Consider the following 20,846-nt stretch of genomic DNA (forward strand, 5'->3'; position numbering starts at 1 on the left):
GAAGCCGTATGAACACCAAACGCTATTTATGCTGTGCCAGCGCGGTGCTGGCCATGGCCGCTGCCGCCAGTTCCCAAGCCGAAGACGGCTACGACGCACCAGACAACTGGCCTGCCCCCATGACGGAACACAACATGGGCATGGCACTGTTCGACCGACTGGAATACGCCGTGCCGGATAAAGGCCAAGACACCCTGGTATGGGACTTTCAGGGCTGGTTCGGCGGCGACGTTAACCGCGTTTATCTCAAATCAGAAGGTGAGAACGTTCAGGGTGACGGCGAAGACGCCGAGTTTGAGTCTCTGGAGCTCTTGTATAGCCGCCTGGTTGCCGACTTTTGGGAGCTACAGGGCGGTGTGGGCTACCAGGGCGGCGCGTTCTCCGATGATCACGCCGAACGCACCTACGGGGTTGTTGGTCTGCAGGGCGTGATGCCCTACGGCATTGAAACTGATGTTGCCATGCAAGTCAGCGATGAGGGCGACGTCGCCGCCAGTTTCGAAGGCGAATACGACTTGCGCCTGACTCAGCGGCTTTATCTCCAGCCGCGCACCGAAATCGCCGTGGCCGCCAATGAGGTGGAAGAATTTGGCGTCGGCGAAGGGCTTAACTCTGTTCGCACTGGCCTGCGGCTAGGCTATGAAGTCACCCGCCGCTTCGCCCCCTATGTTGGCGCCTACTGGGAGAAAGAATATGGCAACACCGCCGACCTCTCCCGCGCCAGTGGCGACGGCACCGAAGACACCGGCGTTGTCGCCGGTGTGAAGCTGATGTTTTAAACCACAGCCAATACCTTCCACCTAACCATCTTGACCAGCACCCTAACGCTGCACTTGCACCGTTGGGGTGCATTGCGTGTTAAGGTTTTGGCATATTTGAGCGCCGTTGCAAACGCTATTGAACAAATCTATTACAGATTAAAAGATATGTGCCGATATTAAATGTTAACAGTAATAAAAGGGTCGGCGGTCTATAAATGCTATTCAATATGTTGTCAGACTCTGGTGCCTTGAACGCGGTTCAGGGAGAACACGATAATTTCCTGGTGCTGGTTTCATGGCTGGTTGCCCTTGCCGCTTCATACGCTGGCTTGGATATCATCAAGCTGGTGAGGAAAGGATCCAACCCCGCCTGGCGACTTGGTTGGCTTTGCGCTGGGGCCAGCGCCATGGGGCTGGGTGTTTGGAGCATGCACTTTATCGGCATGCATGCCTATCAGCTTGATTTTCCGGTAAGCCATGCGCCAGCTCTGACCTTAATATCGATTGTGCCTGCCATGCTGGGCAGCTTTATTGCCATGGTCGTGCTTTCCAGCGATAAACCTCCTCATCGAGCGCTTCTACTATCAGGCGTCGGCCTTGGTGTCGGGATCGGGCTAATGCACTACAGCGGCATGGCTGCCATGCGTATGCCCGCCGAGCTACATCACTCCCTGACCCTATTTTTGTTATCGCTGCTGGTCGCGGTTAGCTTAGGCATAGCGTGCGTCTACGCCTACCGCCTTTGCCAGCATGAATGGGGCCTAAAGCGCTCCAGAACCTGTGCCTTGATTGCAGCATTGTGTTTCTCCACCGCGGTGTGTGGAATGCATTACTCCGCCATGCAGGCGGCCTGGTTTGTGCCTACCCCTGATGCCGTGACACCTTCGGTATCGCCAGCTTCCCACTGGATTATTTACCTGATTGGTGGCGTTGCGGTATTGACTGCGTTGCTTGCGTTAGTGGCTACCCGGGTACAGCGTCGGCTGCATGACAGCGAGCGCCATGAATACATGACTCAGACGCGTTTGCTCGAAGTCATTTCCGCGCTGCAGGATAGCGTGATACTGCTCGATGAACAGGCCCGAATTCGCCTGTGCAACGCGGCGTTTGAACGATTGGTAGGTCTCAGTAGCAAGCAGCTTGAAGGCATGTCGGTATCACAACTTGACTACGCCGAAGACAGGCGCTCAATCAGCCAGCACGTCCGCCAAGCATTGGAAAAAAAGGGCGAATGGAGCGGCATGATCACCGCCCTAAATGCCAACGGTGAAACCTTTCCCGCCTGGCTGAGCGTTAGCCGCGTCACCTACGCCGACAGCGATGACCGGGACTACGTCGCGCTGCTCAGCGACCGTTCTAAAGAGCAGCAGGCCCAAGAGCGTATTCGCCACCTCGCCTATCACGACATACTGACCGAGCTTCCCAACCGGCGGGCTTTGCAGGAAAGGCTCGCCGAGCTTGGCGCTTCAAAAACGCTTACCCACCCTTACGCATTTTTGGCGTTATTTGATATTGACCGCTTCAAGGTACTCAACGACAGTCTGGGGCAAGATATTGGCGATGAGCTGCTACGCCAACTGGGCGGACGCCTTCAACAATGGTCCGAGGCTGAGTGGCTGGTCGCCAGGCTGGACGGCAACGAGTTCGCCTTGGTCGGCACGCTTGCCTCCCACGAAGCACTCAGCGCCGAGCAGGAAGCGATGCGTCTCATTGATGAGATAGTCGCGTCGCTGACGGCTGACTATCTTCTAAGAGGCCATCCCTATCCGTGCCAACTCAATGTTGGCGTGCTGATCTTCCAGCCCCTCGACCGGGAACCGACGCCGCAGCTTTTCAAACGAGCCGGTCTAGCCCTGTTGGAAGCTAAGCGCCAGCGAGATGGTAAACCAAGCCTCTTTCATCAAGCACAGGAAGACGAACTGGAAGAGCGCCTGACACTTGAACGTGAATTGCAGCACGCCATAGACCACAACGAACTATGCCTTTATTTACAGCCTCAGGTCGATGCCGACAGTCAGGTGATCGGCGCCGAAGCCCTTATACGCTGGCAGCATCCTGAACGCGGCATGATTTCGCCCGGACGCTTCATTCCCATCGCTGAAGAAACAGGGCTTATCCTGCCGTTGGGGCATTGGGTCTTACAGGAAGGCTGCCGACTGCTGAGCGAATGGCGCCATACTCCGGCGCTTCAAGGCCTTCAACTGTCGTTGAATGTCAGCGTCCGCCAGTTCCAGCAGCCTGACTTTGCCGACCAAGTTCTGTCGGTCATTCAACAACATGATGCGCCCCCCGAACGCTTGACGCTGGAGCTTACTGAATCGCTGCTATTAAGCGACCCCGAAGGCACCATCAAAAAAATGCAGCAGCTACAAAATGTGGGCGTCAGCTTTGCTCTGGATGACTTCGGAACGGGCTATTCATCACTTGCCTATCTCAAGGTATTACCCCTCGACACGCTTAAAATCGACATTGCCTTCGTCAGGGATCTGGCCCTGGGCATGCAAGCCACGCCGATTGCCGCAACCATCATCGCCCTTGCGCAAAGCCTGGGGCTCAGGGTAGTGGCCGAAGGCGTGGAAACCGACGACCAGCGCTTGGTGCTCTCTCAACTGGGCTGCCATGTTTATCAAGGTTTTCTGTTCGGCCGCCCCGGCACGGCGGCGGCTTTCTCGAGCGCAATCGTCAAAAACGATGCAGCAGATCACGCCAACTTTGCGCAATGAATAATCGTTGTGCCTCCCTTATTGTTACAAATATAATTGTACAGTTCATGTACAATTATGACTCGTATTTAGCAATCCTGATCGCTTCAAATAACAGGCAAGGACACGACAACAATGGCTGATGCATCCCTTTCCAACCATATCGCACGCACCGATAGGCTCATGTGGTTGCCACTAGGCTTTATCGTTTTGTTATGCGTGGTTGTGGGTATTTTTACGCAAACCCTATTACTGGCTTTCGTAGCAGGCATCATTACCCTACCGCTGACGTACATTGTCCAACACAGATGGCACGGCCATATTATTAACGGGTTCGTTAAAGCCGCTGTAATGATGGCCTGGTCGGCCGTGTTGATCGAACAAAGCGGTGGGCTGATCGAAGCTCACTTCAGTATCTTTATCTTACTTGCTGTCTTGATTCTTTACAGCGACTGGCGTGTTATTGCATTGGGTGGGCTAGTGATCGCACTACATCACGCCTTGTTTACCTGGCTTCAATACCAGGGCGCAGTTCAGCTTTATACCAGTATGGGCGACATGCAAAGCATGACAAGCGGGGATAGCAGCCACGGCTTTGCAGATTTACTCTATTGCTTGCTAATGCATGGCGGTGCCGTCGTGGTTCAGGTGGTCATTCTGGGCTATCTAGCCAAGGTGCTGGAAGGCATGGTGAAAGAAGGCCTTTATGTCAGCCGCTTTGCTGTCGCCGCTGGTGCCGGTAATCTGGATATGGCCTTTAGCGATCAACAACAGAAGCTACCCGCAGTAGCAGCCGTCGTTAACATGCGCGACCAGGTTGCTGAAAGTTTGCGCAAAACCCAAGCAGCGGCCAGCCACGTCACAGACTACAGTCAGCAGCTTTTTGTCTCCCAGGAACAATTACGGACGCAAACAGCGCGCAACAGCAGTCAAACTGAGCGTATCTCCACCAGTACCGCAGAACTCGCTGCTACTACACGCGAAACTGCCGAAGAATCACAGCACATTCGCAAACTGGCCACTCATGCCGAACAAATCGCACGTCAAAACGGTAAGCAAGTCGCAGAAATGGGCGAAATGATGCGCCGGCTAAAACAGCACGCGGGCAACATCCATGAAATGCTTAGCGAAATCGACAACATTACCTTCCAGACCAACCTACTGGCACTGAATGCTTCCGTGGAAGCCGCACGAGCAGGTGAGCACGGGTTAGGCTTCGCCGTAGTGGCTAACGAAGTTCGTACGCTGTCGAAGAACACCCAGAACACCGCGTCTCGGATCCGCCAGACCATCACCGACACCACTGATCAGGTTTCAAAAGGCGTCGACCAAACCTCTACTATCGCTGATACCACCCAGTCACTTATACAAAGTTTCGAGCAAGTAGCGATGCGCTTGACCAATATGGACAACGCCGTCCAGCAGCAGCACCAGGGCGTTGAAGAGTTAGAGCAAAGTGTTAATGAAATTTATAGTGCATTGGAGCTTTCCCGCGAAGCGGTGGATAACTCGCATCGCATGGCAGAGCGGCTCTCCAATACCGCCGACACTATGATGAATGCTGTAAGTGGTTTCACACTACCGTCACCTTCCTCATTGACCAATAAGCAAATGCTTATCGCGCCTGCCACTGCCTAACCGCCAACCCTATTTATCCGCGAAGCCGTTCAGCAACCCTTATGGGCTGCTGAACGGCAAGGTGTATCTGCGAAAACTTGACCTGAAGGCAACCCCAGGGGCTATGTTTATAAAAGACATAGTTTACAAGAACTGTGGCGTATAAAAATTAGTGTTTATAAGCGCTATGCCTATCGCCCGGTTCAGGCAAAATAAGGAGGTTGCCATGGCATCATCAACACACTCAACCGCACGGGTTTACCGGATGAAAACCGCCGAACATATGTGTCCGTTCGGCTTGAAGACGGTTGATTTGCTCAAACGCAAAGGCTTTGAGGTTGACGACCACCCGTTAACATCGCGCGATGAAATCGACGCCTTTAAAGCCCAAGAGAATGTCGACACCACACCCCAGGTGTACATCGGTGATCAGCGTATCGGCGGCTACGAAGAGCTGCGTGAGCATTTGGGGATGAGCGTTCCCAACGCCAAAGGCACGACTTACCGGCCAGTGCTGGCAATTTTCGCCATAGCCCTGCTGATTGGCTTGGCCATTAGCTGGGCCGCCCAGGGGTCGTTAATCACGGCGCGCATGCCGGAATACGCGGTCGCCACCGCCATGGTACTGCTGGGTCTGCAAAAGCTGCAGGACGTCGAAAGCTTCAGCAGCATGTTTTTGAACTACGACCTGCTGGCCCAGCGCTATGTGCCCTACAGCTATTTTTATCCCTACGCCGAAACGCTGGCGGGTCTTCTAATGCTGGCCGGTGCACTGATCTGGCTGGCCGCACCGCTGGCCTTATTCGTTGGCACGGTAGGTGCTGTTTCGGTGTTTAAAGCGGTGTATATCGACAAGCGCGAGCTGAAATGCGCTTGCGTGGGCGGCAACAGCAATGTACCACTGGGGTTTGTCTCGCTCACTGAAAACTTGGTGATGATCGCCATGGGGCTGTGGATGCCGCTGCGTATGTTAGCGGGGTAGGTAAAACTGCCAAAAGGTGCCACCCCCTCAAGTGACTGCCGTTGTGGGTCGGGAACAAAAATTTACCGTTGGAATGATTGCCCTGTTAATCAAAGTCTATATAGTCTTTCTTATCATATAAAAAGCCTATGACGTTGATATAGGAAATATAATAATTAATAACGCATGCGCAGGTATTTCAAATGGCGACTCCTACCCTGTACGAAAACCCCTCGGCAAGCGTGATTCGCTCACTGCTTCAGCATGCTCATGAGCTATCTATATATTCCAGAAACATGCCCTATGCCTTGAAGGCAGAGGTCATTGAGTTGAACCAGGGTAACGGGCGCATGGTCCTGGAAGTGGACTATGCTGGGTCAGATATTGAGGGCTACTTAACCAGCGACAGCCTGAGCTTTGACCTGGAAGCGCTGAGAGGCCCCCACGCCATTGAGCGTGAGACCTATAGTCTCAGTAATGTTGCCGTCAAGCTGCTCAAAACAGACAGTACGCTGTATCGCCTGGAGTGCCAGCTGCCGGAAACGGTTTTCGTTAAAGAAAACCGAGGCGCCGTTCGCATCCCTTTTATTCTGGGCATGCACACCCGTGTTGGCATTGAAGTCTATCCGCATGCGCTCAATGTGCCAGGCAGGCTGCGTAACCTGTCTATCGGGGGGTGCATGGTCGACATTGATCTGGCGGACAGTATCGCCATGGGCGTCGATCAAGCAATACCTGGGGTAACGCTTTCGTTTCCCAACGGAGATAGTTTTTTTAGCGAAGGCAACATCCGCCATATTCGCCCCTTCGGTAACCACGGCTATGCGGTAATCGGCATTCAGTTCACTAATCTTTCGACATCTCAGACTGAAACCCTATTCCACTATGTGAATGAGTCAGAACGGGAGGCCGCCTACCGTACCGGAACGAACGACAAAATGGCCTATCACTCCCCCTTGTTTATTCCTGGTACGAAGGAGAAGAAGATCCAGCAACGCGAAGCTCAAGAGCGTGATAAGCAGGCTCGCCAGTCGCCCATGGAACGCGGTGTGATGGACGTCTCCCATCAACTGCAAGTGGGCCTGATGTACATGAAAAACCGTCAGATTTTTCCGGCCGAGATCTTCTACGATTGCGTCGATACCCTGCGCTACCTGGTCGAGCAGGATCGCAAGACCTTCCTTTATGCCTTGGCGTTTTTGCGTAATGAGCCAGACTGGGTAAGACACGCCGTGCAGGTGACTGGCCAACTCATCGACATACTGGTGATCCGCGACCCGCATTCACCCCAGGTGCGCGGAGCTGCACTGGGTGCTTTGCTGCACACCATGGGCAAGCCACTGCTTATCAGCGAGCAGTTGCCGTCGCTCAAGGTTAATATGACCCCGGCACAGAAGGATATTCTCAGCGGCCATGTCAAGCAGCTACTTGATAAGCTGCAGGCGCTGAACTGGACACCTAGCCCCATCTGCCGCGATGTGATTGAGAACGCTAACGAGCGACTGGACGGCTCCGGCTACCCGGCGGGCAAGCGAGATGAACAGCTATCGGAGACGGTTAGGCTCGTATCGGTCATCAAGGCGATTAACAAGCTGCTCTATTCGCGTAATGGTGTCCCCCCACGAGCGCCCATTGACGCTTACCGCCGAATTCATGAAACAGACGCCGCCTACGACAAAACCGTTTTGGTGGAATATATCCAAATCTATGGCCTATACCCAATTGGCAGCTTAGCCAAGTTCTCGGGCGGCTTCCTTGCCTGGGTCATGGACATCAACGGCAAGGGCATGCCCAGCCAGGTCCACGTGGTCAAGAACCTGCGCTTTCCTGACACCAACATCAGCAGCGTCATCACCCAAGGCGATATATCGCAGATCGGCAAGCTAGAAGGCATCGTCAATCCACTGGACTATGGGGTGGGCGTGCTGAAAAGTTAGCCCGCATAGCCACCCCTCCCAGCGCCAGCCAGCCTGCCACCAGCAGCAGCCCGCCGATGGGGGTCACAATGCCCAGGTTCTGACCCGCCAGTGCCATCAGGTAAAGCGAGCCCGAAAAACCCGCAATCCCCAGACTCCAAAGCGCCAGCACCCAGCGCTGCCCCGCTACCGGGCAGCTACTGCGCCATACCAGTACCGCCAGCATGGCCAGCGTATGCCAGGCCTGGTAGCGCACCCCGGTTTCTACTGCGCTTATGAGTTCGGCGCTGGCACGCGTTTCGAGGCCATGGGCCGCATAGGCACCCAGCATCACCATCAGTGCCCCGGAAAGCGCTACCCAGAGCCACCACACTTTATCTGTTCGCTGCACCTTGCTCTCCTCATCTAGCGATTTATCGGCTTTCATTGTGCAGTTTAACGCTGCCACATACCTTGCACGTCGTGAAACCGCTACAATGGAGGGTGTCTATACTCACACGTTTTGTTGCACACAATGGGACGCGCCCAGTTTATGTCTACCTCTAATGAGTCGATACAGCTTACGCTCAACGGCGATCCACGCTCCCTCGCCGCGGGCGCGACGGCGGCTGACCTTGTGGAAGAACTAGGGCTCAGTGGCCGCCGCATTGCCGTTGAGATCAACGAAGAAATCGTGCCCAAAAGCCAGCTTGCCGACACCCGCCTGACCGATGGCGACCATATAGAGGTCGTCCACGCTATTGGCGGCGGCTAAAGGAATCCATGATGACGCCACTAACTGATACACCGTTTACCGTTGCCGGACGCGACTTTAGCTCTCGCTTGCTGGTCGGTACCGGCAAGTATAAAGACTTCGACGAAACCGGCGCGGCCATTGCCCAAAGCGGCGCTGAGATCGTCACCTTTGCGGTGCGCCGCACCAACCTGGGCCAGGATGCTGAAGCGCCCAACCTACTGGATGTGATTTCGCCCAAGCGCTACACCCTGCTGCCCAACACCGCAGGCTGCTACACCGCCAAAGACGCCGTGCGCACCTGCCGGTTGGCCCGCGAACTGCTTGACGGCCATAACCTGGTCAAGCTGGAAGTGCTGGGCGATGACACCACCCTCTACCCGAACGTGGTCGAAACCCTAAAAGCCGCGGAAACGCTGCTCGCTGATTGCTTCGACGTCATGGTCTACACCAGCGACGACCCCATTGTGGCACGCGAACTGGAAGCCATGGGCTGCTGCGCCATCATGCCGCTGGGCTCGCTGATTGGCTCCGGCCACGGCATTCAAAACCCGCACAACGTGCGCTTGATCGTTGAGCAAAGCCGCGTGCCGGTGCTGGTGGATGCGGGCATTGGCACTGCTTCCGATGCCGCCATGGCCATGGAGCTGGGCTGCGACGGCGTACTGCTGAACAGCGCGATTGCACATGCCCGCGACCCACTGCGCATGGCCAACGCCATGAAGCTTGCCGTACAAGCTGGCCGAGACGCCTTTTTGTCAGGCCGTATGCCACGCCGCCAAACCGCCGACCCCTCTTCGCCTTTTGCTGGCCGGATTAACGGCTGATACAGAGACACCATGACCGATACGAAAGACACCGCCCCCGAAAACGCCGACGCCCCACTGCACCGCCGGGGTATTAAAAGCTATGTGATTCGCGCCGGGCGTATGACCCCAGCACAAACGCGTGGTTTAGAAGATATTTGGCCACGCCTGGGGCTGACCATCGCCGACGGCCATCAAGATCTGGACGCCCTGTTTGGCCGCCAGGCGCCTCGCGTCGTCGAGATCGGGTTTGGCATGGGCAACTCGCTGATTGAGCAGGCCGAAACCCATCCGGAAACCGACTTTATCGGCATTGAGGTGCACGCCCCCGGCGTGGGCAAACTGCTCGATGAAGCGGATAAACGCGGCCTCACCAACCTGCGCGTTTACCGCGAAGACGCCCTGGCCGTGTTGGAGCAGTGTCTACCGGCAGGCTCACTGACCACCGTTCAGCTGTTCTTCCCCGACCCCTGGCCGAAAAAGAAACACCACAAGCGGCGCATCGTGCAGCCTGCGTTTGTTGAGCTGATTCGCACCCGTCTTAAGCCTGGCGGCACCTTTCATCTGGCCACCGACTGGGAAGCCTATGCCGAATGGATGGCCGACGTGATGGAAGACGCTCCCGGCTACGCCAATACGGCAGGCGCTGACACCGCCCCCTACGTACCCCGCCCGGCGTTCCGCCCTCTGACCAAGTTTGAGGCTCGCGGCGAAAAACTCGGTCATGGAGTGTGGGATCTGATTTACCGGCGGGAAGACTAGGCGCTTGCCTTAAAAGCTACTCAAACGCCGTCATCGCAAAGCTCTCGCACTCCACCACCTTGGCATGCCAGGCCTGAAGCGTCGGAAAGCGGTTAGGCCAATCAAAGGCCGGTAAGCGAAAGCTGATATAGCAAAGCGCCACGGCAACGGTAATTGCCCCCAGCGTGCGTTCCTCATTACCCGCCAGCACGCTTGGGTGCGCATCCAGCGTTGCCAGCGTGCGCTCGATGGCTTTCAAGCGGCGGCTGCCCAATACCGTTGTATCGACCTCATGACCATAATGCTTGCGGCCAATCACCACATTGAACGCCGCCTCCGTCAAGCCATGGCCAAGCCCGGCCAGCGACAGGGTTTCCGCATATGCCTTATGTGGCAACAGTGAATCCCCTTCGCCCTGGGCGTCCAAATAGAGCGCTATCAAAAGCGACTCGGTCAGCACCTCGCCTTCGTCAGTAACCAGCGTCGGGATGCGGCTGAGCGGGGTAATCTGCAAAAGCTCGCTATCCGTCGCCCAGGGGTCACACCAGCAAAGCTCGGTGCGCTCGATCAACTGCTTTTCATACAGACAAACCCGCACCACGCGGGCATAGGGGGAGGTCGCGTTCAGGTAGAGTTGCATGGGAGTCTCCTTGGATGGGCACGTTCACCGCAGCTTGCGTGGCTAACGCGCGCAACGCAATAGGCCGATAGGTCGAAAAAATCAACCCCGGGCCTTGAGGTTGGGAACAACGCACATGATGTCAGCGCTGCACCCATAACGCCCCAATGTGGCAATAATATCTACCTCGGTATTTTTAGCATCTTGGGGCCGCAATCCCACGGCAGTGAGTGACTCGTCGACGCGCCGCGTCAGCTCCTGTCGGGTCAACTTCTGATTGACGACCAAGGTTTCAGCCACGATATCGTAGATCCGCATTCTAGGGCTAAGCGATGCCCAGGGATCCTGAAATACGGTCTGCACCTCAGTGCGGAACTGTCGCAATTCCTTGCTATTCATATGTGCGATGTCTTTCCCGCGCAGGGAAACACTGCCACTCGTCGGGTCGAGCAACCGCAAAAGCATCTTTGCAAACGTTGTCTTGCCACAGCCCGACTCATCGACCAGAGCCAGGGGTGCCCATTAGTTCTTGTATCTTGACTTGAGGAAGAACGCCATTTAGCTGAAGCAAAGAAAAAGATAAAACGGTTCCGAGACAAAACCAGCAAGTCTCCGGATAAGGGAGACTCCAGATACGTGTAGTCTCGCCATGCTACCGTGGTGGCTACCTTGCTCTTGAGCAGTCGTGGCGTCGGCCAGGAACCGGCTTGGTATGCCAGGTCGTGACACTATTCCCTAGGTTATTCGGTCGTGGGGGCATCATGAATAAGCCGGGCTCATGCCTGGCCATTGGGAGGGCAATCTCATCATGGGGGTCAACATGCGTTCCGCCAACGTCACGTTAGCGGAGCGCACGCCCCCGCTCGTCATACTAGTGAAGCGGGATGGCACGAACACAAGAGCCGCTACGGTGGGCTTTAGCAACCAACTAAACGAAGTACCGAGGGCTCTGCGCCTGTCAATGACATACGAACAAGGACGCGAGATGGTAAAGCTTGCAAAGATTATGCAACGCGCCGGGACCGCTATCTACTTTGCTGATCCGCACAGCCCCTGGCAGTACGGCTCTAGTACCGACAGTCTGGGGCGTTGTGTACATGCGGTGCTTTCATTGGCGTCTTCCTAAATATTGGTTGAACTGCTCCCGTCTATGTACGCCCTGCATCGGCTGAGGACCTTGTCCAAGGGTGCGTCGATCGAAATGTGTGCGGCCTTTTCTGGTTCCGGCACCTCTAGAGTATTGAACTGACTGTGCAACATTTCGTCTCCGGAAAAATAATGTCCCGTGCGGGCCCGCAGGCGTTCGCGGATCAGGGCGAAATCTCCGGCCAGGTAAATAAACCGAGGCGACGGAACCGATAGTTGACCCAACTGGACACGATAGCGCTCCTTGAGGGCCGAACAGGCAAGCACGACGTCCTTGTGTTCGGCAACCAGGCCTGCCAGCCGATCAAGCCATTCAACTCGGTCGGCATCCGTCAAGGGTTCGCCCGCGGCCATTTTCTTTACGCTGTGCGAGCTGTGGTAGTCGTCCGCATCGAAAAATGGAACCTCATAATACTCGGCAAGCTGTTCTCCCACTGTGGACTTTCCGCAGCCGGATACGCCCATCACAATAATACGACCTGGTTTTGTCACGGTGCTTTACCCTCCCGTGGCGGACATCTTGCGCCGCATCTGTATGACAATTAAAAGCAGCACGATTACGATGGCAAAGAGCCCCATCGAAAGCGTGGAATCAAACAGATACTCCACCAGCGACTGGCTCCGGGCCTGGGCAATAACTAACGACCGGCCAAGGTTGATTTCAATCAGCGGACCCAACACAACGCCAATGATGATGGGCGCCGGCGGGATGCTGAAACGCCGGAACAAGGCACCTAAAATACCCACGGCAATAGCGATGAACACGTCGAAAAGACTATTGCGCAAGCTGTAAGCCCCGAACAGCGACAACACGAGCACTGTCGGCACTATATAGGCAGATCGTATCTTCAGAATGTAGGAGAAATACTTAATGCCGTAGGCACCGATAAGCCCCATAGCCACGACAGTTAATAACATCCCATAAATAAACACAAAGGCGATGTCTGGCCGGTTCTGAAACAGCGATGGCCCCAGGATAACGCCATGGACGACCAGAGCCCCGGCGATGATCGCAGTGGTGGGGCTGCCCGGCACCCCGAGTGCCAGTAATGGCACGAGCGCGGAACCGACCGTCGCATTATTGGCGCTTTCCGCCGCTACGATACCGTCCACATTGCCTTTTTCAAACGTTTCCGGATGTTTGGAACTGCGTTTGGCTTCGGCGTACGAGATAAACACCGCAAGTGTAGTGCCCACCCCGGGCAGCAAACCGATAATCGTACCAATGACCGAACCCTTGGCCAGCAGTAATTTCCGCTTTAACAGGTCACTGATCACCGTCCGGCGCTTAATATCCTGTTCCTTGAAAACCGTTGCCGGCCCGTCTTTTCGGCCCAGAACAGACAGCATTTCAGCGATACAGAACAACCCCAGAACTACCGGCACTACGGATATACCTGCCCGTAATTCATTCTGGCCAAACGAAAAGCGATCGGCGCCGGCTATCTGGTCAATACCTACTGTGCTGATAAACAGACCAAACAAAACGGCAAACGCCGATTTCGGTACGCTGCCGGACAGGGCACCGACGATAATCAACCCTGACAGGGAGACAAAAAACATTTCCGCCGGCCCAAACTGCAAAGCAAAGCGAGCGAGCGGCGGCGTAAACAGAATCATGACCAGCACGCCGACGGTACCACCCACCGCGCTGGAAAAAATGGAATAATAAAGCGCTTCCCGGGACCTGCCCTGTAGGGTAAGTGGATGTCCCTCCATGGCGGCAGGCGCTGCAACGACATCGCCCGGCACATTGATCAGAATTGCGGTTATCGAGCCTCCGTACATACAGCCCATATAAATGCCGCCAAGCAGCAAAATGCCTAGTTGCGGTGGCATGGCAAAAGTCATTGGCAACATAAGAGAGATGCCCACGGCGCCATTGAGGCCGGGAATCGCTCCGACAAAAATACCGATCAAAACGCCAGCAAAAGCCGCCAGAAAGACTGTAGGGGACAACAACTCCCCCAGTAATGCGAAATCCATCAGGCTTTTCCTCAAAGAAAGAAATAAGGCAGGAGGCACAGCGACCCGCAGGTCACCTGTGCCTCGCCGGAGAGCAGAAAGTTAGAACTGATCAGCGTTGGCTTCGATCACTTCCCGGAACTGACGGTTGGACATTTCAACCTTTTCGTTTATGGCTTCATGGCCCAGATAGTTGTAGGGCAATGATGCTTCGAGGAAGGTGTCAATCATATCCTGATTGGTAGAAATGGCATCGAGCGCCGTGGTGAGTGTTTCCCGGACTTCATCGGATGCACCCGTCGGCATGACCATCACTCGGCCAACTTCCATAACCTGGTCTGTACCCAGTTCCTTCATGGTGGGCACATCAGGGAACATCTCCATGCGTTCAGCGGCCGCGAAAGCGATTGGTTTACCACCACCATCGACGATGGGGTCGTGGCTCATTGACGACGTTGACGCCAAGTCGATGTGTTGGCCCAGAATGGCATTCATTAAATCGCCGCCACCGCCATACCGAACTTCTGTCAACTCGATACCGAGGTTGGATTCGAAGGCCAGAGCACTGAGCAGACCCAGAGCACCGCTTTCACCGATTATGACCGCGTTGGGATTTTCCGATGCGTACGCCTGCAGGCTCTCAAGATCGTCATAATTGGCGTTCGGCTTTGCGAAAATGCCCATGGGGGTAGAGTCAAACTGAGCCAGAAACTCCAGATCTTCATCGGAATTAAAGTCAACGTCGCGGGTATTCTCTACTACGAAGTTATCGGGATAGCCAAACACGCCCAGGGTGTACCCGTCCGGGTCGGCATTCGCCATCTCAGTAATGCCAACTTCAGCACCGGCGCCCGGTCGATTTACTACGTTGACATTGACGCCCAGTTCCTCCGACAGCGGGTCTGAAATAATTCGCGCCACGGTGTCACCACTGCCACCAGCACTGTAGGGCACAATAATGGTGATATCCTCGCTTGGGTAGCTCTGCGCCATTGCGCCAGCCGCCGCGAAGGCGAGGGGCGTAATCAGTGAAAATGCGAGCGCATTCTTTTTCGTTAGATTTTTCTGTAGCTTTGTCATTGTTTTACTCTCTCTCTTGGTTTTCATATGGGTTGTCCAACGGAAAGCGTGCAATCCAGATCGCCCTGCCCTCCAGTGGACAGTTGGAGCCTGCCGAGCGCTTCAGAATAGCGTACCTGAAGGCGCCGGCAGACCGATCAACACGTCGAATACGAGATACATGACTAAGGTCGCGAGCACCGCGAGTATCGCTCCACGTTTAATCACGTCAGCGGACAGCGCGGCATGCCCCGACCGGTGCGCATGCAGTCCATGAAAAGCGAAAATCACAACCGGGGCCGTGATATAGAAGCCAAATGCCGCCAACAGGACGCCCGTGCCAACCAGAAATAGTGATGGCACCAGTAGTCCACTCGCGCCATTGGCTGCCAATGGGGTTTGGTCATCACGGGCGGCAAATCCTAAGTAAAGTGCTTTGATCGCGATGACCGCGGACACCACCAGTAGACACCAAAGCAATGCTGCCGGAAACAGGGCGGATCGCTCAGGCAGTTGTGCGGTTTCAGTCAACAGCCAGACGCTAATCGCTGCACCCACAACGCCAAACCCTGATTCCTGCCAATACTCTCTTTTTATGCCCAACATACGAGGGTTTTCCTCCCGAGGTAGCCATGCTTATTGTTCTTCCAATGCTTAATTCTAGGCGCAATGTTACCGGTAATGCAAACACAAATGTTACCGGTAATTTAGAAGCTGATTGAATACACTCTCGCAAGTGCATAAAACTCAGCTTAAGCATCAGAATTCAAAATGGTAGGTGTATAGGGTAGTTTTGAGCAGAAATGCCAGAAAACATTGTTAGAATCAGATGATAATAGAGCATGACTTGCAGGTTTTTTTAACGCATTTAGATGGTTCCGCCCGATTCAATGCGGTAACCCAAATTAACGACAGGTTCTTTCAAGGGCTGGCCCTGAATACGCTGCAACAGCTCCCGTGCGGCGCGCTCACCCACAGACTCGCGGGGAGTCACCACGCTTGCCAGTCGTGGCGACATCACCTGCCCAACATCGTGCCCATGGAATCCGGCAATGGCCATGTCTTCTGGGACTTTAATCCCACGTTTCAGACGCTCAAAGTAGGCACCTATGGCGATATCGTCGTTGGTACAGAACAGGCCGTCTGTTTGCGGATACTCGGAAAGCACCTGAGCCATTAGACTGGCACCCACGCTGTAGGACGACCGGGACATGGTGCGCAGCGTCTCCGGCTTCAGGCCGTGTTTAGCCATTGCCCTCTGATAACCCTCCTGCCGTTGCAGGGTCCGTGCGTCCAGGCGAACCGCCAGATACAGCACTTGTCGGTGCTCACGATGGATCATGGCGCTGACCATGTCATACGCTGCCTCAACATTGTCAAAGCCAATGGCCTGCTGAAAAGGAGCGCTGCGTGAATCCATTATTTCGACCACCGGAATGCCCGTGGTTTCCAACATCCGCCGGGTGCGCTGGGTATGTTGACTCTCCGATAGAATGACGCCATCAACATTGTACGACAGCAGTGCTGCCAGACTGCGCTCCTCGAATTCCGGGCTGTAGCCATAGTGTGACAGCATCACGTGATAGCCAGCCGGTTCGGTCACACTCTCGATGCCCTTGATGACGTCGGCAAACACCTGGTTGGTCAGTGACGGCAGCAGAACACCAATGGCCCTGCTGGTGGATTTTGAAAGAATGTCGGGCCCGCGATTCGGGATATAACCCAGTTCTTCTGCCGTGGCAAAAATACGCTTGCGCAGGTTCTCTGAAACCGTATCGGGAGCCCGCAGGCACCGGCTTACGGTCATCTTAGTGGCGCCGACCCGGTCGGCGATGTCCTGCAACGTTGGGCGTCGGTTCTTCACAGCGTATAGGTCAGTTACTGATTTGAGGGCAAACATAACATACCCAAACGCAAAACTCGCGCGCTGTCAGGCAGACCCTCCGTTACCTTTACTGACCATATCGAAAAAAAAAGCGGACCCGTGTCACGGTGGGCAAAAACCGACGCATGGTCGGATATCTGGTGAAATTTAGCTTAGTTTTAAAAGCGCGAAAGATTTGTGACAGGAGAATAATTGTCGGGTCCCGCGTGATTAATTAGCCGTTTGTTAAATAACTCGGGGCGCTTAATTTGCCATTCTTTCATCGCTGAAATTGGTGATTGATGGTGCAGCGCCTTCTGGGGAATATGGTGATTATAAAGCCAATTGTAGCGCTTCAGTGTCTGCTCTAAATCCTCGCCTGATTCATACCGACGGGTGGCGAGAACGTCGCTAATACGGCCGTTGAAGCGCTCTACCATGCCATTCGTCTGAGGTCGCCCAGGTTTGATCAGGCGGTGCTCAATGCCTTTCTCTTGGCACACTTGGTCGAAGGGGTGGCGGCCACTCGGTTGTCGTTCACCCGCCCGCGTGAAGCGGTCCGTGAACGATTTACCATTGTCGGTCAGCACCGTCTGGATCTTGAACGGCACCTTCTCTTCCACACGCGTCATGAACGCTTGCGCGTCCTTAGAAGATTGGCTGTTCTTGATCTCTAAATACACCCAGCGAGTGGCCCGATCAATGGCAACGTACAAGTATCGCTTCTGCTGTTCATCAGGCATCTGCGGGAGATGCTTAATATCGATGTGTACATAACCTGGTTCATAATCCTTGAACGGCTTGGGCCGGGGCTTATGGTCATCGCCAGCATCTTGTCGGGCTAGTTCCGCCAGTGTCTGCACCTCGCGCCGCTTAAGCATACGGTGCAGTGCGGAACGTGACAAACGAGGATTCAAAAACTCGCGTGCCACAATTAACAGGTCATCCAAGCCAAGGCGCAGGAATTCACGGGCAGCAATCACAATTTCTTCCTGCTCAGGCGTTAGGGTAGCGAGCAGATTACGCCGCGTGTGCGGCCGGTCATGAACCTCATCACGGTACCGCCAGCGCCGGATCGTCGAATCGGTTACGTTAAACTGGCGCGCCAATTCACTATCACTGATATTGGCAGGTGCTGCCTGAATCTCAGCACGGATTTTGGGTGTCGTGGTCGCTTGCTTATGCAGTTTGATATCCATAGGCCTGCTCCCGGATGAATTGCTTTAGAAGCTCTCTAGAGGCTAATAGAGGATAACTTCTATAGCTCATGTGATCATCGGGGACCCTACAAATAACCAAAAGCGGTCCAGTTCCGTTTGCAACGGTGGCGGATGGTATTGCCCAAAAAAGAAAGCCGCTCCAGAGGAGCGGCAAAAAGACCGTGACTAGCAATGAGAGGGAGAAACCATGACAGTCAACTGGCAATGATTGCCAAATCTGTCGTGGTCTGTGGCGTCTCATCAAACGCCACACCTGCAATGTAATCATTCTCATTTAACCCGTCAAGCAAAATGCGAATGCTTTTTATTTAAAAGCCCATGCAGGGCGCTCGCTTCTTTTTGGGCAGCATAACGTCGGTTGCGTTATACCAGCCGATGCATTGCGCCTTTTCCACTTTCAAAGGCATCAATATTCTCAAGCGTCGTCTCTGCAATATTGGTGAGCGCCTCATCGGTAAAAAACGCTTGATGCCCGGTAATCAGCACGTTGTGGAAGGTCGTGAGTCGCATAAACTGATCGTCGTCGATCACGCCCTGGGATAAATCTTCAAAGAACAGCTGCTCCTCCTCTTCGTAGACATCCAAACCCAGGCGGCCAATTTTGCCGCTTTTCAATCCAGCGATCACCGCTCGCGTATCGACCACGCGTCCTCGCCCTGTGTTTATCAGCATAACCCCGGGTTTCATTTGGTCTATCGCTTGTTCATTGATCAGATGATCGGTGTCAGGCGTCAATGGACAGTGCAGCGAGATAATATCGGCATGCGCAAAGAGTGTTTCCAGAGGAACATATTCCACAAACGCTTTGGCGTTCGGACTTGGAAAAGGATCGCTGGCCAGAATGCGGCAGCCAAAACCGTGCATGATATCGGCAAAGATCAGCCCAATGTTGCCAGTACCGATCACGCCCACGGTTTTGCCGTGCAGGTCAAACCCCAGCAAACCGTCCAGGGAAAAGTTCCCCTCGCGAACTCGGTTGTAGGCGCGATACGTCATTCGGTTAAGACTTAGCACCAGGGCCACAGCGTGCTCCGCGACGGCATGGGGTGAATAGGCGGGCACACGTACGACAGTAATGCCCAATTGTTCGGCAGCCGCTAAGTCGACATGATTAAACCCCGCCGAACGCAACGCCACCAGCCGTGTTCCATTATCGTGGAGCAGATGTAGAACGGTGGTATCCAGATGGTCGTTCACAAACACGCAGACCCCTTCATAGCCTCTCGCCAGCATCGCCGTATCAGCGTTTAACCGCACGTCAAAAAAACTCAGCTCGTGATGCTTATCCTCATTGGCAAGGGTCAGAAAGGTTTGATCATAAGGCTTGGCGCTAAATACGGCGATGCGCATGACGGTTGCTCCTGTCGAAGGTTCAAAGTCAGCATAGGCAAAGGGCCTATTATCTGCCTGAACCGAGCAGGGCGTTGTTGGCAAGGATCAAGAAAGTGGTTGTTAGAAAAAAGAAAGCCGCTCCATAGGAGCGGCAAAAAGACCGTGACTAGCAATGAGAAGGAGAAACCATGACAGCCAACTGGCAATGATTACCAAATCTGTCGTGGTCTGTGGCGGCTCATCAAACGCCACACCCACAATGTAATCATTCTCATTTACTTCGTCAATAAAATGCGAATGCTTTTTATTTAAAATTCTGGCTCTGTATCATCGACTTGGCGATAACCCAGCGCTTCGCGTTGCCACCGTTACTCTTTTAGCGGTTGCACTGGATCCCAATCGGAACGGTTGGCCAGAAACTCGGGGCGCGGCCGGTTGCCGCAGTAAGGATCGTGAAGCGTGTTTTCGACACTGTTGTAAACAAAGAATAAATTACTTCTCGGCCAGCATGACATATTGAGATTGGAGCCGTGCATGGTGTTGCTTTCGAAAATCACCAGAGAGCCGGCTGGCCCTTTAGGGGCTTCAATATCATTCTCCAGCATCAGCTCGCGTAAGCTGCTAGCCGGTGGCACTCCCACCTCTTGGCTTTTTAACGACTCCTTGTAGTTATCCTCCTGCGTTCGACCCACACAGGGGACAAAGTACTGGTGCGAACCGGGAATTAGCATCAGGGGACCGTTAAACTCGCCGTTATCCGTGAGGACGATGGAGCAGCTGAGCGCGCGCATCCGCGGCATGCCGTCTTCGCTATGCCAAGTCTCAAAATCCGAATGCCATTCGAACCCTTTGCCTTTAAATCCTGGCTTATAGTTGATCCGTGATTGGTGGATATAGACATCGCTACCCAGCAGCTGCTTGACGATCGCTAGCAACTTGGGATCCCGAGTCAAGCGCTGGAACCGTTCTGAAACTTGATGAATACCGAACACGGTACGTATTTCTTCACGTCCTGGTTCAAGGATCGTGCCTTCAGAGAGCTTCAGGTCAGCATCGTCTTCATACTCACGCAGCTCCTGCAGAAAAACCTGCATATCGTCGGCGTCAAAAAAGCCTTCAAATGACAGGAACCCTTTTTTCTCATACTCCGCAATTTGCGACCTATCCAATGGACCATCCGTAAGCTGCGACTCATCGCCAAACACCACGGGGTCAATGCGTTCAAACATTCCCAACTTGCGTTCCAAGCGAGTGGGGAAAAGGTCTTGTGTATCGCTCATGGCAAACTCCTCCGTTAGTATGCGGGCCAATAAACGCTTTTCAGGTGCTACTTATAAAACGTAGACACGAATCAGCCCTTCGGCAATCGCGCCATATCAGCACATAAAACATTTGAGCGCTCAT

Annotated in this window: 19 protein-coding genes and 1 pseudogene; 9 read left to right on the forward strand and 11 right to left on the reverse strand. The window is 54.3% G+C overall.

The annotated features are described in order from the left end of the window. Positions 1-8: 8 nt before the first annotated feature. The 5 genes from HXW73_RS16880 to HXW73_RS16900 all read left to right on the forward strand — a co-directional run bounded on the left by HXW73_RS16880 (position 9) and on the right by HXW73_RS16900 (position 7,978). Positions 9-779, forward strand: coding sequence for a copper resistance protein B (locus tag HXW73_RS16880; RefSeq protein WP_186254183.1), 771 nt, complete (start codon positions 9-11; stop codon positions 777-779). Positions 780-988: 209 nt separating this feature from the next. Then, on the forward strand, positions 989-3,484 hold the full coding sequence (locus HXW73_RS16885; RefSeq protein ID WP_240538668.1) for an EAL domain-containing protein: 2,496 nt from the start codon (positions 989-991) through the stop codon (positions 3,482-3,484). Positions 3,485-3,598: 114 nt separating this feature from the next. Then, positions 3,599-5,101, forward strand: coding sequence for a methyl-accepting chemotaxis protein (locus HXW73_RS16890; protein ID WP_186254185.1), 1,503 nt, complete (start codon positions 3,599-3,601; stop codon positions 5,099-5,101). A gap of 205 nt (positions 5,102-5,306) precedes the next feature. Next, the gene (locus HXW73_RS16895) at positions 5,307-6,062 is read left to right on the forward strand and encodes a MauE/DoxX family redox-associated membrane protein (protein ID WP_186254186.1); all 756 of its coding nucleotides are present in this window, start codon (positions 5,307-5,309) and stop codon (positions 6,060-6,062) included. Between the two features lie 182 nt (positions 6,063-6,244). Beyond that, complete coding sequence (locus HXW73_RS16900) at positions 6,245-7,978, forward strand: HD domain-containing phosphohydrolase (protein ID WP_186254187.1); 1,734 nt, start codon at positions 6,245-6,247, stop codon at positions 7,976-7,978. On the opposite strand, the gene HXW73_RS16905 is transcribed toward HXW73_RS16900, so the two are convergent. Then, positions 7,938-8,348 carry a DUF423 domain-containing protein gene (locus tag HXW73_RS16905; RefSeq protein ID WP_186254188.1) on the reverse strand — a complete coding sequence of 137 codons (411 nt, stop codon included), beginning with the start codon at positions 8,346-8,348 and terminating at the stop codon, positions 7,938-7,940. The genes HXW73_RS16900 and HXW73_RS16905 overlap by 41 nt on opposite strands. Before the next feature lie 141 nt (positions 8,349-8,489). On the opposite strand from HXW73_RS16905, the gene thiS reads away from it, so the two are divergent. Genes thiS through trmB form a run of 3 tightly spaced genes read left to right on the forward strand, consistent with a single transcriptional unit; the run spans position 8,490 to position 10,258 of the window. Beyond that, entirely contained in the window at positions 8,490-8,711 is a 222-nt protein-coding gene (gene thiS, locus HXW73_RS16910) for a sulfur carrier protein ThiS (RefSeq protein WP_186254189.1), read from the forward strand. An 11-nt stretch (positions 8,712-8,722) separates the two neighbouring features. Further along, the gene (locus HXW73_RS16915; RefSeq protein WP_186254190.1) at positions 8,723-9,517 is read left to right on the forward strand and encodes a thiazole synthase; all 795 of its coding nucleotides are present in this window, start codon (positions 8,723-8,725) and stop codon (positions 9,515-9,517) included. 12 nt (positions 9,518-9,529) lie between these two features. Next, positions 9,530-10,258, forward strand: coding sequence for a tRNA (guanosine(46)-N7)-methyltransferase TrmB (gene trmB, locus HXW73_RS16920; RefSeq protein WP_186254191.1), 729 nt, complete (start codon positions 9,530-9,532; stop codon positions 10,256-10,258). Positions 10,259-10,274: 16 nt separating this feature from the next. Here the strand turns inward: trmB and HXW73_RS16925 are convergent, their stop codons facing one another. Next, positions 10,275-10,877 carry a glutathione S-transferase family protein gene (locus HXW73_RS16925; protein WP_186254192.1) on the reverse strand — a complete coding sequence of 201 codons (603 nt, stop codon included), beginning with the start codon at positions 10,875-10,877 and terminating at the stop codon, positions 10,275-10,277. An 81-nt stretch (positions 10,878-10,958) separates the two neighbouring features. After that, the gene (locus tag HXW73_RS16930) at positions 10,959-11,321 is read right to left on the reverse strand and encodes an ATP-binding cassette domain-containing protein (protein ID WP_186256067.1); all 363 of its coding nucleotides are present in this window, start codon (positions 11,319-11,321) and stop codon (positions 10,959-10,961) included. A gap of 310 nt (positions 11,322-11,631) precedes the next feature. On the opposite strand from HXW73_RS16930, the pseudogene HXW73_RS16935 reads away from it, so the two are divergent. Further along, a pseudogene (locus tag HXW73_RS16935) lies at positions 11,632-11,943 on the forward strand (IS30 family transposase); the annotation flags it as partial. Positions 11,944-11,978: 35 nt separating this feature from the next. Here HXW73_RS16935 and HXW73_RS16940 read toward each other — a convergent pair. From HXW73_RS16940 to thpD, 8 genes are all read right to left on the reverse strand, one after another. After that, positions 11,979-12,494 carry a gluconokinase gene (locus tag HXW73_RS16940; RefSeq protein WP_240538670.1) on the reverse strand — a complete coding sequence of 172 codons (516 nt, stop codon included), beginning with the start codon at positions 12,492-12,494 and terminating at the stop codon, positions 11,979-11,981. A 6-nt stretch (positions 12,495-12,500) separates the two neighbouring features. Further along, positions 12,501-13,988, reverse strand: coding sequence for a tripartite tricarboxylate transporter permease (locus HXW73_RS16945; RefSeq protein WP_186254193.1), 1,488 nt, complete (start codon positions 13,986-13,988; stop codon positions 12,501-12,503). Between the two features lie 81 nt (positions 13,989-14,069). Further along, the gene (locus tag HXW73_RS16950; protein ID WP_186254194.1) at positions 14,070-15,047 is read right to left on the reverse strand and encodes a tripartite tricarboxylate transporter substrate binding protein; all 978 of its coding nucleotides are present in this window, start codon (positions 15,045-15,047) and stop codon (positions 14,070-14,072) included. 102 nt (positions 15,048-15,149) lie between these two features. Continuing rightward, positions 15,150-15,632: a tripartite tricarboxylate transporter TctB family protein gene (locus HXW73_RS16955; protein WP_186254195.1), complete on the reverse strand. Its 483-nt coding sequence runs from the start codon at positions 15,630-15,632 to the stop codon at positions 15,150-15,152. Between the two features lie 262 nt (positions 15,633-15,894). Beyond that, positions 15,895-16,890 carry a gluconate operon transcriptional repressor GntR gene (gntR, locus tag HXW73_RS16960; RefSeq protein ID WP_222105015.1) on the reverse strand — a complete coding sequence of 332 codons (996 nt, stop codon included), beginning with the start codon at positions 16,888-16,890 and terminating at the stop codon, positions 15,895-15,897. Positions 16,891-17,069: 179 nt separating this feature from the next. Continuing rightward, positions 17,070-18,089, reverse strand: coding sequence for an IS481 family transposase (locus HXW73_RS16965; protein ID WP_186254197.1), 1,020 nt, complete (start codon positions 18,087-18,089; stop codon positions 17,070-17,072). A gap of 384 nt (positions 18,090-18,473) precedes the next feature. Further along, positions 18,474-19,460 (reverse strand): 2-hydroxyacid dehydrogenase, encoded by a 987-nt coding sequence (locus HXW73_RS16970; protein ID WP_186254198.1) that lies wholly within the window; start codon positions 19,458-19,460, stop codon positions 18,474-18,476. A gap of 350 nt (positions 19,461-19,810) precedes the next feature. Continuing rightward, complete coding sequence (gene thpD, locus HXW73_RS16975; protein WP_186254199.1) at positions 19,811-20,722, reverse strand: ectoine hydroxylase; 912 nt, start codon at positions 20,720-20,722, stop codon at positions 19,811-19,813. Positions 20,723-20,846: the final 124 nt, after the last annotated feature.

The organism is Halomonas sp. SH5A2 (assembly GCF_014263395.1).
GTDB lineage: Bacteria > Pseudomonadota > Gammaproteobacteria > Pseudomonadales > Halomonadaceae > Vreelandella.

What these genes read in the sequence shown, in the direction of transcription:
- HXW73_RS16890 (WP_186254185.1), top strand. Translation starts at nt 3,599, where the DNA reads ATGGCTGATGCATCCCTTTCCAACCATATCGCACGCACCGATAGGCTC.
- thiS (WP_186254189.1), top strand. Translation starts at nt 8,490, where the DNA reads ATGTCTACCTCTAATGAGTCGATACAGCTTACGCTCAACGGCGATCCA.
- HXW73_RS16945 (WP_186254193.1), bottom strand. Translation starts at nt 13,988, where the DNA reads ATGGATTTCGCATTACTGGGGGAGTTGTTGTCCCCTACAGTCTTTCTG.
- HXW73_RS16930 (WP_186256067.1), bottom strand. Translation starts at nt 11,321, where the DNA reads ATGCTTTTGCGGTTGCTCGACCCGACGAGTGGCAGTGTTTCCCTGCGC.
- HXW73_RS16915 (WP_186254190.1), top strand. Translation starts at nt 8,723, where the DNA reads ATGACGCCACTAACTGATACACCGTTTACCGTTGCCGGACGCGACTTT.
- HXW73_RS16880 (WP_186254183.1), top strand. Translation starts at nt 9, where the DNA reads ATGAACACCAAACGCTATTTATGCTGTGCCAGCGCGGTGCTGGCCATG.
- HXW73_RS16955 (WP_186254195.1), bottom strand. Translation starts at nt 15,632, where the DNA reads ATGTTGGGCATAAAAAGAGAGTATTGGCAGGAATCAGGGTTTGGCGTT.
- trmB (WP_186254191.1), top strand. Translation starts at nt 9,530, where the DNA reads ATGACCGATACGAAAGACACCGCCCCCGAAAACGCCGACGCCCCACTG.
- HXW73_RS16925 (WP_186254192.1), bottom strand. Translation starts at nt 10,877, where the DNA reads ATGCAACTCTACCTGAACGCGACCTCCCCCTATGCCCGCGTGGTGCGG.
- HXW73_RS16950 (WP_186254194.1), bottom strand. Translation starts at nt 15,047, where the DNA reads ATGACAAAGCTACAGAAAAATCTAACGAAAAAGAATGCGCTCGCATTT.
- thpD (WP_186254199.1), bottom strand. Translation starts at nt 20,722, where the DNA reads ATGAGCGATACACAAGACCTTTTCCCCACTCGCTTGGAACGCAAGTTG.
- HXW73_RS16885 (WP_240538668.1), top strand. Translation starts at nt 989, where the DNA reads ATGTTGTCAGACTCTGGTGCCTTGAACGCGGTTCAGGGAGAACACGAT.
- HXW73_RS16965 (WP_186254197.1), bottom strand. Translation starts at nt 18,089, where the DNA reads ATGGATATCAAACTGCATAAGCAAGCGACCACGACACCCAAAATCCGT.
- HXW73_RS16900 (WP_186254187.1), top strand. Translation starts at nt 6,245, where the DNA reads ATGGCGACTCCTACCCTGTACGAAAACCCCTCGGCAAGCGTGATTCGC.
- HXW73_RS16970 (WP_186254198.1), bottom strand. Translation starts at nt 19,460, where the DNA reads ATGCGCATCGCCGTATTTAGCGCCAAGCCTTATGATCAAACCTTTCTG.
- HXW73_RS16895 (WP_186254186.1), top strand. Translation starts at nt 5,307, where the DNA reads ATGGCATCATCAACACACTCAACCGCACGGGTTTACCGGATGAAAACC.